This is a genomic window from Burkholderia sp. MSMB0856, assembly GCF_001524645.2.
Lineage (GTDB): Bacteria > Pseudomonadota > Gammaproteobacteria > Burkholderiales > Burkholderiaceae > Burkholderia > Burkholderia diffusa.
In genome coordinates this window covers 646994-660484 of record NZ_CP013427.1, presented here as the reverse complement: position 1 = coordinate 660484, position 13491 = coordinate 646994, and the positions used below count along the sequence as shown (strand labels likewise).

13 protein-coding genes are annotated in these 13491 nt (G+C 68.7%); 11 read left to right on the top strand and 2 right to left on the bottom strand.

What is annotated here, in order from left to right:
- The first annotated feature begins 114 nt into the window (after nucleotides 1-114).
- The 3 genes from WS87_RS04195 (at nucleotide 115) to WS87_RS04185 (ending at nucleotide 2883) form a co-directional block, all read left to right on the top strand.
- A complete protein-coding gene (locus WS87_RS04195; protein WP_059820458.1) occupies nucleotides 115-1413 on the top strand; it encodes a THUMP domain-containing class I SAM-dependent RNA methyltransferase in 1299 nt (432 codons plus the stop codon).
- A gap of 293 nt (nucleotides 1414-1706) precedes the next feature.
- Nucleotides 1707-2123, top strand: a complete 417-nt coding sequence (locus WS87_RS04190; RefSeq protein WP_059535358.1) for a VOC family protein — start codon at nucleotides 1707-1709, stop codon at nucleotides 2121-2123.
- A 73-nt stretch (nucleotides 2124-2196) separates the two neighbouring features.
- Nucleotides 2197-2883 (top strand): helix-turn-helix transcriptional regulator, encoded by a 687-nt coding sequence (locus WS87_RS04185; protein ID WP_059535356.1) that lies wholly within the window; start codon nucleotides 2197-2199, stop codon nucleotides 2881-2883.
- A 52-nt stretch (nucleotides 2884-2935) separates the two neighbouring features.
- Here WS87_RS04185 and WS87_RS04180 read toward each other — a convergent pair whose 3' ends face one another.
- Nucleotides 2936-3859 (bottom strand): carbon-nitrogen hydrolase family protein, encoded by a 924-nt coding sequence (locus WS87_RS04180; RefSeq protein ID WP_059820457.1) that lies wholly within the window; start codon nucleotides 3857-3859, stop codon nucleotides 2936-2938.
- A gap of 79 nt (nucleotides 3860-3938) precedes the next feature.
- On the opposite strand from WS87_RS04180, the gene WS87_RS04175 reads away from it, so the two are divergent.
- From WS87_RS04175 to WS87_RS04160, 4 genes are all read left to right on the top strand, one after another.
- On the top strand, nucleotides 3939-4859 hold the full coding sequence (locus tag WS87_RS04175) for a LysR family transcriptional regulator (RefSeq protein ID WP_059820456.1): 921 nt from the start codon (nucleotides 3939-3941) through the stop codon (nucleotides 4857-4859).
- A 192-nt stretch (nucleotides 4860-5051) separates the two neighbouring features.
- A complete protein-coding gene (locus WS87_RS04170; RefSeq protein WP_059535350.1) occupies nucleotides 5052-5561 on the top strand; it encodes an NUDIX hydrolase in 510 nt (169 codons plus the stop codon).
- Entirely contained in the window at nucleotides 5558-6736 is a 1179-nt protein-coding gene (mnmA, locus tag WS87_RS04165; RefSeq protein WP_059820455.1) for a tRNA 2-thiouridine(34) synthase MnmA, read from the top strand. Before WS87_RS04170 ends, mnmA begins: the two co-directional genes overlap by 4 nt.
- Nucleotides 6737-6854: 118 nt before the next feature.
- Nucleotides 6855-8474 carry an FMN-binding glutamate synthase family protein gene (locus WS87_RS04160; RefSeq protein ID WP_059820454.1) on the top strand — a complete coding sequence of 540 codons (1620 nt, stop codon included), beginning with the start codon at nucleotides 6855-6857 and terminating at the stop codon, nucleotides 8472-8474.
- Between the two features lie 91 nt (nucleotides 8475-8565).
- Here the strand turns inward: WS87_RS04160 and WS87_RS04155 are convergent, their stop codons facing one another.
- The gene (locus tag WS87_RS04155) at nucleotides 8566-9177 is read right to left on the bottom strand and encodes a glutathione S-transferase family protein (RefSeq protein ID WP_059820513.1); all 612 of its coding nucleotides are present in this window, start codon (nucleotides 9175-9177) and stop codon (nucleotides 8566-8568) included.
- A gap of 188 nt (nucleotides 9178-9365) precedes the next feature.
- Here WS87_RS04155 and WS87_RS04150 point away from each other — a divergent pair, with 188 nt between their 5' ends.
- The 4 genes from WS87_RS04150 to WS87_RS04130 all read left to right on the top strand — a co-directional run bounded on the left by WS87_RS04150 (nucleotide 9366) and on the right by WS87_RS04130 (nucleotide 13483).
- Complete coding sequence (locus WS87_RS04150; protein ID WP_059820453.1) at nucleotides 9366-10763, top strand: aminopeptidase P N-terminal domain-containing protein; 1398 nt, start codon at nucleotides 9366-9368, stop codon at nucleotides 10761-10763.
- A gap of 90 nt (nucleotides 10764-10853) precedes the next feature.
- Complete coding sequence (locus tag WS87_RS04145; RefSeq protein ID WP_059820452.1) at nucleotides 10854-12041, top strand: UbiH/UbiF/VisC/COQ6 family ubiquinone biosynthesis hydroxylase; 1188 nt, start codon at nucleotides 10854-10856, stop codon at nucleotides 12039-12041.
- A 144-nt stretch (nucleotides 12042-12185) separates the two neighbouring features.
- A complete protein-coding gene (dusB, locus tag WS87_RS04135) occupies nucleotides 12186-13253 on the top strand; it encodes a tRNA dihydrouridine synthase DusB (RefSeq protein WP_059689065.1) in 1068 nt (355 codons plus the stop codon).
- Nucleotides 13250-13483 carry a Fis family transcriptional regulator gene (locus WS87_RS04130; protein ID WP_006476892.1) on the top strand — a complete coding sequence of 78 codons (234 nt, stop codon included), beginning with the start codon at nucleotides 13250-13252 and terminating at the stop codon, nucleotides 13481-13483. Before dusB ends, WS87_RS04130 begins: the two co-directional genes overlap by 4 nt.
- Nucleotides 13484-13491: the final 8 nt, after the last annotated feature.

The following is a 13491-nucleotide window of genomic DNA, read 5'->3' as shown; positions in this document are numbered from 1 at the left end:
GGCTCGCCGTCGCGGCCGGCGCACCGGCGCCGGCGTCCCGAATCGGATGCAACGCCGGCTCCGGCCGCTCGCGCCGCGTACAATAGTGGACTTTTGCACGTCCTCACCCGCCTTATGTCCTCGCCCACCCTGTACGAATTCTTCGCTCCCTGCCCGCGCGGCCTCGAAGCGGCGCTTGCCGCCGAGCTGGCCGAAATCGCCGGCCGACATCTGGACGGCTCGCCGTTCACCGCGGGCGCGCAGGTGCCGGGCGGCGTTCATTTCCGCGGCGGCTGGGCCGCCGGCATGGCCGCGAACCTCCATTCGCGAATCGCGAGCCGGATCCTGCTGAAGATCGCGCACCGCCCGTACCGCACCGAGCAGGACGTCTACGCGCTCGCGCTCGAGCAGCCATGGGAACGCTGGTTCGCATCGACGCAGACGCTGCGCGTCGACATCACCGCGATCAAGTCGCCGCTGAAGAGCCTCGAATTCGCGACGCTGCGCGTGAAGGATGCGATCTGCGACCGGATGCGCGACAAGACCGGCGCACGCCCGAGCATCGACACCGGCGCGCCGGACGTGCGCGTGTTCGCGTTCCTGACGGCCACCGAGTGCACGCTGTACCTCGATACGTCGGGCGAGCCGCTGTTCAAGCGCGGCTGGCGCCTCGACAAGGGCGCGGCGCCGCTGCGCGAGAACCTCGCGGCCGGCATCCTGCGCCTGACGGGCTGGACGCCCGGCACGCCGCTGTACGACCCGATGTGCGGCAGCGGCACCTTCCTCGCGGAAGCCGCGCAGATCGCGCTCGGCGTCGCACCGGGCGTCGAGCGCCGGTTCGGCTTCGAAAAGCTCAAGCAATACGACATCACCGCATGGCAGGGCCTGAAGGTCGCGGCGCTCGACGCGAAGCGCGCGGCGCGCGGCAAGCGCGATTCGCTCGGCGTGTACGGCAGCGACATCTCGGGCGACATGCTCGAGAAGGCGCGCGCGAACCTCGAGCGTGCGGGCGTGCCGTCGGTGTGGCTCAAGCAGGTCGACGCGCGCGGGATGACGCCGCCGTGCGACGGCCCGGGCATCATCCTCGCGAACCCGCCGTACGGCGAGCGGATCGAGGTCCGCGGCCGCAGCGCGCGCGGCGAGGTGCGCGAGACCGGCCGCAACCGCGGCAACGACGACGCTTTCCGCCGCACGCACACCGACGCACCGGACAGCGAATTCTTCAACGCGCTGGGCGATGCGCTCAAGCAGCGCTTCACGGGCTGGCAGGCGTTCCTGCTGACGTCGGACCGGTCGCTGCCGGGCCAGTTGCGCCTGCGCGAATCGGCGAAGACGCCGCTGTTCAACGGCGCGCTCGAATGCCGGCTGTTCCGCTTCGACCTGATTGCCGGCAGCGTGAAGGCACGCCCGGCCGCGCCGGAAGGCGACGCCTGACACGCGAGACGGCCGTCGCGGCCGCCTGCTGACACCCCACGACGCCCGGCCTGTGCCGGGCGTTTTTCTTTCCACCGCCCCCACGCGGGCGGCGCCCCGCGTGCCGCCCCGCCACCCCGCGCGCCGATGCGGTTCCCGCACCGCCCTTACCCGCCCAGGCCGTCAGGTTCGCCCTTTTGTCAGCACCGCCACGACTACTGACAGCACGCTGTCAGCAGCCCCCGATCACACTGCAATCCCGGCGCAATGCAAGGCTGGTTTCCATCAAGAACCCGAACAACAAGGAGCTCGTCATGACGTCCGCAACTGCAACTGCAACCGAAACCGCAACCCTGGAACGCGCGATCGCGTGGTTCGACATCCCGTCCCTCGATTTCGACCGGGCGATCCGTTTCTACGAAACCGTGCTGCAGACGACGCTGCAGCGCGAAGTCATCGGCGGCGTGCCGATGGCCGTATTCGATCACGAAGCGTCGAGCACGGGCGGCAGCATCGTGTTCGATCCGCAGCAGATGAAGCCGAGCGCGAACGGCGTGCTCGTGTACCTGAACGCCGGGGAATCGGTCGTCGCGGCGCTCGAACGCGCGAAGCGCGCGGGCGGTGTCGTGCAGGGCTCGGTCGTCGAGCTGCCGAACAACTACGGCTACATCGGCTACCTGATCGATACCGAAGGCAACCGCGTCGGCCTGCACGCACCGAAATGCCACTGAGCGCATCCACGATCCGGCCGGCACGGCGCTATCATCGCGAAGTCCCCGTAGCCGTTGGAGTCGAGGTTCAGCCATGACGCGCCGTGCCGACCGCCTGTTCCAGATCGCCGAGCTGCTGCGCGGGCGTCGTCTCACGACCGCGCAGCAGCTCGCCGACTGGCTGTCGGTGTCGCCGCGCACGGTCTATCGCGACGTGCGCGACCTGCAACTGTCAGGGGTGCCGATCGAAGGCGAAGCCGGCATCGGCTACCGGCTGAACCGCAACGCGAGCCTGCCGCCGCTCACGTTCACGGCCGAGGAGCTCGCGGCGCTCGCGGCCGGCGCGCGGATGCTCGAGACCTGGGGCGGCGCGCGCTTCGCGGGCGGCGCGCGTTCGGCGCTCGCGAAGATCGCGTCGGCGATGCCGGCCGACAAGCGCACCGCGCTCGATCGCCTGCCGGTGTTCGCGCCGTCGTTCCACATCGACGAGACGTTCTGCGCGAAGGTCGACGCGATCCACCAGGCAGTCGACACGCACCACATCGTCAGCTTCGACTATCGCGACCGGCTCGGCGCGCACACGAAGCGCCGTGTGTGGCCGCTCGGGCTCGTCTACTGGGGCGGACGCTGGACGATCGGCGCGTGGTGCGAGCTGCGCGACGACTTCCGCACCTTCGACATCGCGCGGATGGGCGACATCACCGTGCACGAGCAGTTTCCGGACATGGAAGGCCGGCGCATCGCCGACTACATGCGAATCGCGGAAGCGCCGATGCGCTGACGCGCGCCGCCGCCATTCGCAAGCCGGGGCGTCCGCGCCCCGGCAACGCCCGTCATTCCCCGAACACGACCGACCGCTTCGGCCGCTCGTCGACGTGCAGCGAAAACACGTCGGGGCGCGCATAGTGCCCGACCACGTCGAAGTCGTAACGCGCACGCACGAGCTCGTCCGTATCGATGCGCGCGGTCACGAGCCCGGCCTCGCCGATCAGCGGCTCCGTCAGCAGGTCGCCGAGCGGCCCGACGATCACGCTGCCGCCGCGGATCAGCGGCCGCTCGGGATCCCAGCCCGGCACGTCGATGCCGAGCGCGCGCGGCGACGGCTGCACCTGGCACGCGCTCACGACGAAGCAGCGCCCTTCGTGCGCGATGTGCCGCATCGAGCTTTGCCACAGGTCGCGCTCGTCCACGGTCGGCGCGCACCAGATCTGCACGCCTTTCGCATACATCGCGCAGCGCAGCAGCGGCATGTGGTTCTCCCAGCAGATCGCGGCGCCCGCACGGCCCGCGGCCGTGTCGATCACCGGCAGTGTCGAGCCATCGCCCTGCCCCCAGATCAGCCGCTCGGTGCCGGTCGGCATCAGCTTGCGGTGCTTCGCGACGAGCCCGGCGCGCGGATCGAAGAACAGCGCCGTGCAGTAAAGCGTGCTGCCGCCACGCTCGATCACGCCGATCACGAGGCTCGCGCCCGTGCGCTGCGACAGCGCGGCCAGTTCGTCGGTTTCGGGCCCCGGCACGTCGATCGCCTGCGCGGCGTAGCGCGCGTACGCGTCGCGGCCCTCGGGCAGCCGGTAGCCGAGCCGCGTGCCGAAGATCTCGCCCTTCGGATAGCCGCCGAGCACGGCCTCGGGCAGCACGACGAGCGACGCGCCGCTGTCGCGGATCGCGGCTTCGTAGCCGAGGATCGTGTCGAGCGTGGCGCGCGTGCCGGCGGGCGATGCGCCGATCTGCAGCGCGGCGATGACTGAGGTGGACATGAAGGCGTCTCCGGTGAGTGGGTGACGCCATCTTTATCGATATCATTTCATCGATCAAATCGATAAAACGATAACTGACATGAATACGGATGATATCGCCGCGCTCGACCTGAATCTGCTGAAAGTGTTCGAGGCGCTGTACGAGGAAGGCGGCGCGAGCCGCGCGGCGCTGCGGCTCGGCCTCACGCAATCGGCGGCGAGCGCGGCGCTCGCGCGGCTGCGCGTGATCTACGCCGATCCGCTGTTCGTGCGCACCGGCCGCGGGCTCGCGCCGACGCCGCGCGCGGACGAACTGAAGCCGATCCTCTCCGATGCGCTCGACCGCTGCCGCGCAAGCCTCGCGATCGCAGCCGACGGCGGCGAGCGGGTCGGCCGTACGATCTCGGTCGGGCTGTCGGACGACTTCGAGATCGCGCTCGGCCGCGCGCTGATCGACGCGGTCGCCCGCGAAGCCGCGGGCATCCGGCTGATCTTCCGGCAGACGCACAGCGGCATCGCGGGCGACGCGCTGCTGCGGCACGGCGTCGATCTCGCGATCGCGTCGGGCGGATTCTCGGCGAACGGACTGAGCCGGCGCGCGGTCGCGACGGGCGGCTACGCGTGCCTGATCGATCCGGCCGGCCGCGCGCACGCGCCGCGCACGCTCGCGCTCGCCGATTTCGTGCAGCGCGATCACCTGCTCGTGTCGTCGGGCGGCGTGATCGGGATCGTCGACGAAGCGCTGGCCGCGCTCGGACACAAACGGCGCGTCGCGGCGTCGACCACGCATTTCGCGGCGCTGCCGTACCTGCTCGCCGGCTCCGACGCGGTGGCGACGATTCCGGCGCACGCGGCTCGCGCGATCGCGCAGGCGACGTCGCTGCGCGCGCTCGCGTGCCCGGTCGAGCTGCCGCGCTACCCGGTGGAAATCGGCTGGCGCACGAGCACGCAGCGTGACCCGGCGATCGTGCGCGTGCGGGATACGATCGCCGCCTGCGTCGCGACGATCGTCGCACCGTGAAAAACGGGGCGCGATTCGGCGCGTGACTGTCGGACCGCCCCGCCTCGGCTGGCCGCCAGCCGAGGCAGGCGGCGGCGCCGGGACGCGTCGCGGCAATCGGCAAGGCCTGCGGCGCCACAAGAACGACCGGGGTCGGATTCGTCTAACCTGACGGCCGGCAGCGTCCGGGCGCAACCGGTAAAATGCCGAACCATGAAACCCGAAATCTGGACCCCGCATGTGACCGTCGCGGCGCTTGTCGAGCGCGCCGGTCGCTTTCTCGTGATCGAGGAAGAAACCTCCACGGGCCTGCGCATCAACCAGCCGGCCGGCCATCTCGAAGCCGGCGAAACGCTCGCCGACGCCGTGATCCGCGAGACGCTCGAGGAAACCGCGCATCCGTTCGTGCCCGACGCGCTCGTCGGCGTCTATCTCGCGCACTACGACCGCCCCGACAGCGCCGGCGCGACCTACCTGCGCTTCACGTTCTGCGGCACGGCCGGCGAACCGCTGCCGGGCCACATGCTCGACGACGGCATCGTCCGCACGCTATGGATGAGCGCCGACGAACTGCGCGCGTGCAGCGAGCGCCACCGCTCGCCGGCGGTGATGCGCTGCGTCGACGACTATCTCGCCGGGCGGCGCATTCCGCTCGATTTCGTGCACACGCATTCGGTCGCGCCGCGCCCGGAAGCATTCGACCGTCAGGCGGTAAACAAATGAGCAAGCGCCGTGTAGTAGTGGGCATGTCGGGCGGCGTCGATTCGTCGGTGACCGCGTGGCTGCTGAAGGAACAGGGGTACGACGTGGTCGGCCTGTTCATGAAGAACTGGGAAGACGACGACGACGGCGAATACTGCTCGACGCGCCAGGACTGGATCGACGTGGTGTCGGTGGCCGACCTGATCGGCATCGACGTGGAAGCCGTGAACTTCGCGGCCGAATACAAGGACCGCGTGTTCGCCGAATTCCTGCGCGAATATTCGGCCGGCCGCACGCCGAACCCGGACGTGCTGTGCAACGCCGAGATCAAGTTCAAGGCGTTCCTCGACCACGCGATGTCGCTCGATGCGGAAATGATCGCAACCGGCCACTACGCGCGCGTGCGCGAGCGCGACGGTCGCTTCGAACTGCTGAAGGCATTCGATCACACGAAGGACCAGTCGTACTTCCTGCACCGGCTGAACCAGGCGCAGCTGTCGAAGACGATGTTCCCGCTCGGCGAGATCCCGAAGACGAAGGTGCGCGAGATCGCCGCGCAGATCGGCCTGCCGAACGCGAAGAAGAAGGACTCGACCGGCATCTGCTTCATCGGCGAACGGCCGTTCCGCGACTTCCTGAACCGCTATCTTCCGACGAAACCCGGCCCGATGAAGACGCCCGACGGCAAGGTGGTCGGCGAGCACATCGGCCTCGCGTTCTACACGTTCGGCCAGCGCAAGGGCATCGGCCTCGGCGGCAGCAAGGACGGCAGCGGCGAACCGTGGTTCGTCGCGGCGAAGGACATCGCGTCGAACACGCTGTACGTCGTGCAGGGCCACGACCACCCGTGGCTGCTGTCGCGCGAGCTCGTCGCCGGCAACGTGAGCTGGGTCGCGGGCGAGCCGCCGGCCGACGGCTTCTCGTGCGGTGCGAAGACGCGCTACCGGCAGGCCGATGCGGCCTGCACGTTCGGCCGGGCCGCGCTCGGCCGGGCCGCGTTCGGCCGGGCCGACGGCGAGCGCTTCTCGCTCGCGTTCGACGACGCGCAATGGGCGGTCACGCCGGGCCAGTCGGCCGTGCTGTACGACGGCGAGATCTGCCTCGGCGGCGGCATCATCGAGTTCGCGGCCACCGGCCAGCCCGGCCAGACGGCGCCGGCGGCAACGCACGCGGGCGCGCTCGCGGAAGCACGCTGACATCCATTCGGTTTAGACTTGCGGCACGCCGCGCCCGGCGGAACACGATTCCGCCGCGGCCGGTGCGCCGCCGCGCAGCGTACGCATGGCGGCATTTCAAGATGCTTACGGAGCCCCCATGCTTTCACGACGCTACCTCGCGATGTGGTGTGCCGTCCTGCTGCTCGTTGCCGCGGCCGCACTCGCGTCGATCCACGTGCTTTCCTGGCTGTGGATCATCATCCCCGTCGCCCTCGTCGCTCTCGGCCTGTACGACCTGAACCAGGACCGCCACGCGATCCTGCGCAATTACCCGCTCTGGGGCCATCTCCGCTTCCTGTTCGAGTTCATCCGCCCCGAGATCCGCCAGTATTTCGTCGAGGACGACACCGACGAGAAGCCGTTCTCGCGCGCGCAGCGCAGCCTCGTCTACCAGCGCGCGAAGAACGTCGCCGACAATCGCCCGTACGGTACCGAGCTGAACGTGAAGGCCGTCGCGCACGAATGGATCAGCCACTCGCTCGCGCCGACGAAGCTGCCGAACCATGACTTCCGCATCCGGGTCGGTGCGAATCGCGCGCAGCCGTACGACATCTCGATCTTCAACATCTCGGCGATGAGCTTCGGCTCGCTGTCCGCGAACGCGATCCGCTCGCTGAACCTCGGCGCGAAGAAAGGCGGATTTGCGCACGACACCGGCGAAGGCTCGCTGTCGAAGTACCACCGCGAGAACGGCGGCGACATCATCTGGGAAATCGCATCCGGCTACTTCGGCTGCCGCAACGACGACGGCACGTTCAATCCGGACAAGTTCGCGAAGCAGGCCGCCGATCCGCAGGTCAAGATGATCGAGATCAAGCTGTCGCAAGGCGCGAAGCCGGGCCACGGCGGCGTGCTGCCGGCCGCGAAGATCACGCCCGAGATCGCCGAGACACGCGGCGTGCCGATGGGCAAGGACTGCATCTCGCCCGCGACGCACTCGGAATTCTCGACGCCGCGCGGGCTGCTCGAATTCGTCGAGCGGTTGCGCACGCTGTCCGGCGGCAAGCCGACCGGCTTCAAGCTGTGCATCGGCCATCCGTGGGAATTCTTCGGGATCGCGAAGGCGATGGTCGAGACGGGCATCGTGCCGGACTTCATCGTCGTCGACGGCGCGGAAGGCGGCACCGGCGCGGCGCCGCTCGAATTCACCGATCACGTCGGCGTGCCGCTGCAGGAAGGGCTGCTGCTGGTGCACAACACGCTCGTCGGCATCGGCGTGCGCGACCGCGTGAAGATCGGCGCGAGCGGCAAGATCATCACCGCGTTCGACATCGCGCGCACGCTCGCGATCGGCGCGGACTGGGTGAATTCGGCGCGCGGCTTCATGTTCGCGGTCGGCTGCATCCAGGCTCAGCACTGCCACACCGACCGCTGCCCGACCGGCGTCGCCACGCAGGACCCGGTGCGCCAGCGCGCCATCGTCGTGCCCGACAAGGCCGAGCGCGTGTACAACTTCCACCGCAATACGCTGCATGCGCTGCAGGAACTCGTGCAGGCGGCCGGCCTCGGCCATCCGTCCGAGCTGCGCGCGCATCACATCGTGCAGCGGGTCGCGCCGCACGAGGTGCGGCTGATGTCGCAGCTGCTGAAGTACCTGAAGCCCGGCGCGCTGCTCGACGGCCAGACCTGCGGCTATACGCTGTACGACAAGTGGTGGCCGATCGCGCGCAGCGATTCGTTCGTGCTCGGCGAAACCGTTTACACGTCGATCGAGTAACGCGATCGCCAGCCGACGGGCGGCTCGCCATAAGAAAAGCGCCCCGCGGGGCGCTTTTCTTTTGTCTGCCCGATCCGCCGCCGGCGGTCGGTCAGCCCTGCGGCAGCGTGTCGACGAACGTCTGCCGCTGCGACAGCTTCACGAAATGCTTGTCGAGGTTCGGATGGCGGTCGCGCCAGTTGAGTTCGGGCATCCGGAAGTCGAGGTAGCCGAGCGCGCAGCCGAGTGCGATGTCGGCGAGCGTGTAATGATTGCCGACGCACCACGTCTTGCCGCCGATGCCCTGCGACATCGCGACGAGCGCGTCGTCGATCTTGCGCTGCTGACGCGAGACCCAGCTCGCGCTGCGCTGCGCTTCGTCGCGCAACGTGTGTTCGAGACGAATCGCCACGGCCGCGTCGAGCACGCCGTCACCCAGCGCTTCCCAGCACCGCACTTCGACACGTTCGCGCCCCGACGGCGGAATCAGCTTGCCGACCGGCGACAGCGTATCGACGTATTCGCAGATCACGCGGGAATCGAACACCGCGGCACCATCCTCCATCACGAGACACGGGACCTTGCCGAGCGGATTCGATGCATGAATGTTCGTATCCGGCGCCCACACGTTCTCGAGCTCCAGCTTGTAGTCGATCTTCTTTTCAGCAAGCACGATCCGCGCCTTTCGGACGTACGGGCTGCTGAGCGAACCGATTAATTTCATCATCTGCCTTTTTAAGGGAACCGCCGAGAGTATACGTTGTCGCCGATCATAACCGGCCGGCGTGGCCGGGCAGAAAATCTGCCCGTCCGGCCTGTGGATGGTTTGCAACAGCCGTCGCCGAGCCCCGTCCGGCGCGGCTTGCAGCCGCGCCTTTCACACACCGCGTCCGGCGGCGCTACAATCGCACGATGAATGCGCCCCTCGATACCGCCATCGCCGTCGACGTCTACCGCCAGCGCCGTGAACGCGTGCTTGCCGCACTGCGCGCCGCGGGCGGCGGCGTCGCCATCGTTCCCACCGCGCCGGAAATGCTGCGCAACCGCGATACGGCCTTCCCGTACCGGCATGACAGCTACTTCCACTACCTGACGGGCTTCACCGAGCCGGATGCCGTGCTCGTGCTGAACGCCGCCGGGTCGCAAGGCACGCCGGAATCGATCCTGTTCTGCCGCGCGAAGAATGCCGATCGCGAGATCTGGGAAGGTTTCCATTACGGACCCGAGGCCGCGCGCGATGCATTCGGCTTCGACGCGGCCTACGCGGTCGACGTGATCGACACCGAAATGCCGCGCCTGCTCGCCGATGCGGGCACCGTGCACTATCGGTTCGGCGCCTCGGCCGAGTTCGACCGCCAGCTCGCCGGCTGGATCGATGCGGTGCGTGCGCAGGCGCGCACAGGTGTCGCCGCGCCGGACGCGCTGCTCGACCTCACGCCGCTCGTCGACGACATGCGGCTCGTGAAGGACGAACACGAACTCGCGATCATGATGCGCGCCGCGCACATCTCCGCGCTCGCGCACCGTCGCGCGATGCAGGTGTGCCGCCCGGGGATCCGCGAATACGAACTCGAGGCCGAGCTGCTGTACACGTTCCGCAAGCATGGCGCGCAGGCGCCCGCGTATGGCTCGATCGTCGCGGCCGGCGCGAACGCGTGCGTGCTGCACTACCCGGCCGGCAACGCGGCCGCGCAGGACGGCGACCTGATCCTGATCGATGCCGCGTGCGAACTCGACGGCTACGCGTCGGACATCACGCGCACGTTCCCGGCCAACGGGCGCTTCTCGCCCGCGCAGCGCACGCTGTACGACATCGTGCTCGCCGCGCAGCAGGCCGCAATCGACGCGACGCGCGCGGGCGTATCGTTCGAGGCACCGCACGACGCGGCCGTGCGTGTGCTGGCGCAAGGGCTGCTCGATACGGGCATCATCCCGAAGACGCGCTTCTCGAACGTCGACGACGTGATCGCCGAGCGCGCATACGCACGCTTCTACATGCACCGCACGGGCCACTGGATCGGCATGGACGTGCACGATTGCGGCGACTACCGCGAGCGGCTTGCCGCGCGCGACGCCGACGGCGCGTTGCCGTGGCGCACGCTGAAACCCGGCATGACGCTTACCGTCGAGCCGGGCCTGTACGTGCGGGCAGCCGACGACGTGCCGTCCGAATACTGGAACATCGGCATCCGCATCGAGGACGACGCGATCGTGCGCGAGCACGGTTGCGAGCTGATCACGCGCGACGTGCCGGTGGCGGCTGCCGAGATCGAGGCGTTGATGCGCGCTGGCGCGGCGCACGGCGCGTGAGCGTGCCGCAGGTTGCCCTCGCTCCGCTGTCGAGCCACCGTCGACTCGCTGTTGACCGCCGTTGACCGTTACCCCGTTTCACGAACATTGATGACGACCGCTTCCTCCCCGGCCACGCCGGACTACGATCTCGCCATCGTCGGCGCCGGCCCCGTCGGGCTCGCGCTCGCCGGCTGGCTCGCCCGCCGCAGCGCGACGCAGCACGCGTCGATCGCGCTGATCGATGCGCGCGAGCCGGCCGCGAGCGCGAACGACCCGCGCGCGATCGCCGTATCGCACGGCAGCCGCGTGCTGCTCGACACGCTCGGATGGCCGGGCGACGCGACGCCGATCGAACACATCCACGTGTCGCAGCGCGGCCATTTCGGCCGCACGCTGATCGACCGCGACGAGCACGACCTCGCCGCGCTCGGCTATGTCGTGCGCTACGGTTCGATCGTGCAGGCGCTCGCGCAGGCCGTGCGCGGCACGCGCGTCGACTGGCTCACGTCGACCACCGCGCGCACGCCGCAACAGGACGCCGACGGCGTCACGCTGACGCTCGAGGGTCCGCAAGGCGAGCGCACGCTGCGCGCGCGCATCGTCATCAACGCCGAAGGCGGGCTGTTCCACGAACAGCAGGCCGATACCGGCAAGCATCGCCGCGACTACGGTCAGACCGCGATCGTCGGCACGGTCACGGTCTCGGCGCCGCGCCCGAACGTCGCATGGGAACGCTTCACGCACGAAGGCCCGCTCGCGCTGCTGCCGCTCGGTGGCCCGCGCCAGGCCGAGTATTCGCTCGTATGGTGCTGCACGCCCGACGAAGCGGTCCGCCGCGCCGCCCTTCCCGACGACGCGTTCCTGCGCGAACTCGGCGCTGCCTTTGGCGAGCGGATGGGGCAGTTCGTCGCGATCGCGGGGCGCGCCTCGTTCCCGCTCGGGCTGAACGCGGCACAAACGCTCGTCAGCGGGCGCATCGCGATCGTCGGCAACGCCGCGCAAACGCTGCATCCGGTCGCCGGCCAGGGGCTCAATCTCGGGCTGCGCGATGCGCATACGCTCGTCGACGCGCTGTCCACCCAAGGCTTCGAACCGACCGCGCTCGCAACCTTCAACGCGCGGCGTGCACTCGACCGGCGCTTCACGATCGGTGCGACCGACACGCTCGCGCGGTTGTTCACGGTCGACACCGGCCCCCTTCCGCTGTTGCGCGGCGCGGCGCTCACCGCACTCGAATTCGTACCGCCGCTGAAGAAGGCGATCGCGCGCCAGATGATGTTCGGCCAGCGCAACTGACGCGCGGCGCGGCGCGCGTTGCGTGTCGTCGGCGCCGTGCAAACCGGGTCAAATCGGCGGGGCATGGGAATACGGTAAAATGCGCGTTTTCCCTCCGCCCTTTTTTGCCCGCGACTCCCGGCGCTCGCGGGCGGTGCCATTGCGATGCCCGTTATCGGCCCTCACGTATTGCGTAACAACCTGTTCGTCGCCCCGATGGCCGGGGTGACGGATCGCCCGTTCCGCCAGCTGTGCAAGCGGCTGGGGGCCGGATACGCCGTGTCCGAGATGGTCGCGTCCAATGCGCAGCTGTGGAAGAGCGCGAAGACGATGCGGCGAGCGAACCACGAAGGCGAAGTCGAGCCGATCGCGGTGCAGATCGCCGGAGCCGATCCGGCGATGATGGCCGAAGCCGCCCGCTACAACGTCGACAACGGCGCGCAGATCATCGACATCAACATGGGCTGCCCGGCGAAGAAGGTCTGCAACGTCGCGGCCGGCTCCGCGCTGCTGCAGAACGAGCCGCTCGTGCAGCGGATCGTCGAGGCCGTCGTCGCGGCGGTCGGCACGGGGCCGGATGCGGTGCCCGTCACGCTGAAGATCCGCACCGGCTGGGATCGCGAGCACAAGAACGCGATCACGGTCGCGCGCCTCGCCGAGGCGGCCGGCATCTCGATGCTGACCGTGCACGGCCGCACGCGCGCCGACCTCTACCGCGGCGACGCGGAATACGACACCATCGCGGCCGTGAAGGCGGCCGTGCACATCCCGGTCGTCGCGAACGGCGACATCACGTCGCCGGCGAAAGCGAAGGCCGTGCTCGACGCAACCGGCGCCGACGCACTGATGATCGGTCGTGCCGCGCAAGGTCGGCCCTGGCTGTTCCGTGAAATCGATCATTTCCTGCAAACCGGCGAGCTGCTGCCCCCGCCGCGGATCGACGAGATCCAGCACGTGATGAACGAACACCTGGAAGACCACTACGCGTTCTATGGTGAATTCACCGGCGTCCGTACTGCGCGCAAGCACATCGGCTGGTACACTCGCGGCCTTTCCGGTGCCAACGGGTTCCGGCACAGGATGAACACGCTCGATTCCACCCGCGAGCAGCTCGCCGCCGTCAATGCATTCTTCGAGGCGCAAAAAGCGCTGTCGGACCACCTCGTCTACGTCGATGACGAAGAGGAAAACGGCCAGGGCGAGTCGGACGACCATAACCAGTTAGCAGCATGAGCAAGCACAACATCGAACAATGTGTCCGCGAGAGCCTGGACGTGTATTTCCGGGATCTAGACGGCTCCAATCCGCACGACGTCTATGAAATGGTGATGTCCTGCGTCGAAAAGCCGATGCTCGAGGTCGTGCTCGTACAGGCCGGCGGCAACCAGTCGCTCGCCGCCGAGTACCTCGGCATCAATCGCAATACGCTGCGCAAGAAGCTGCAGCAGCACGGCCTGCTGTAGGCAGCCGT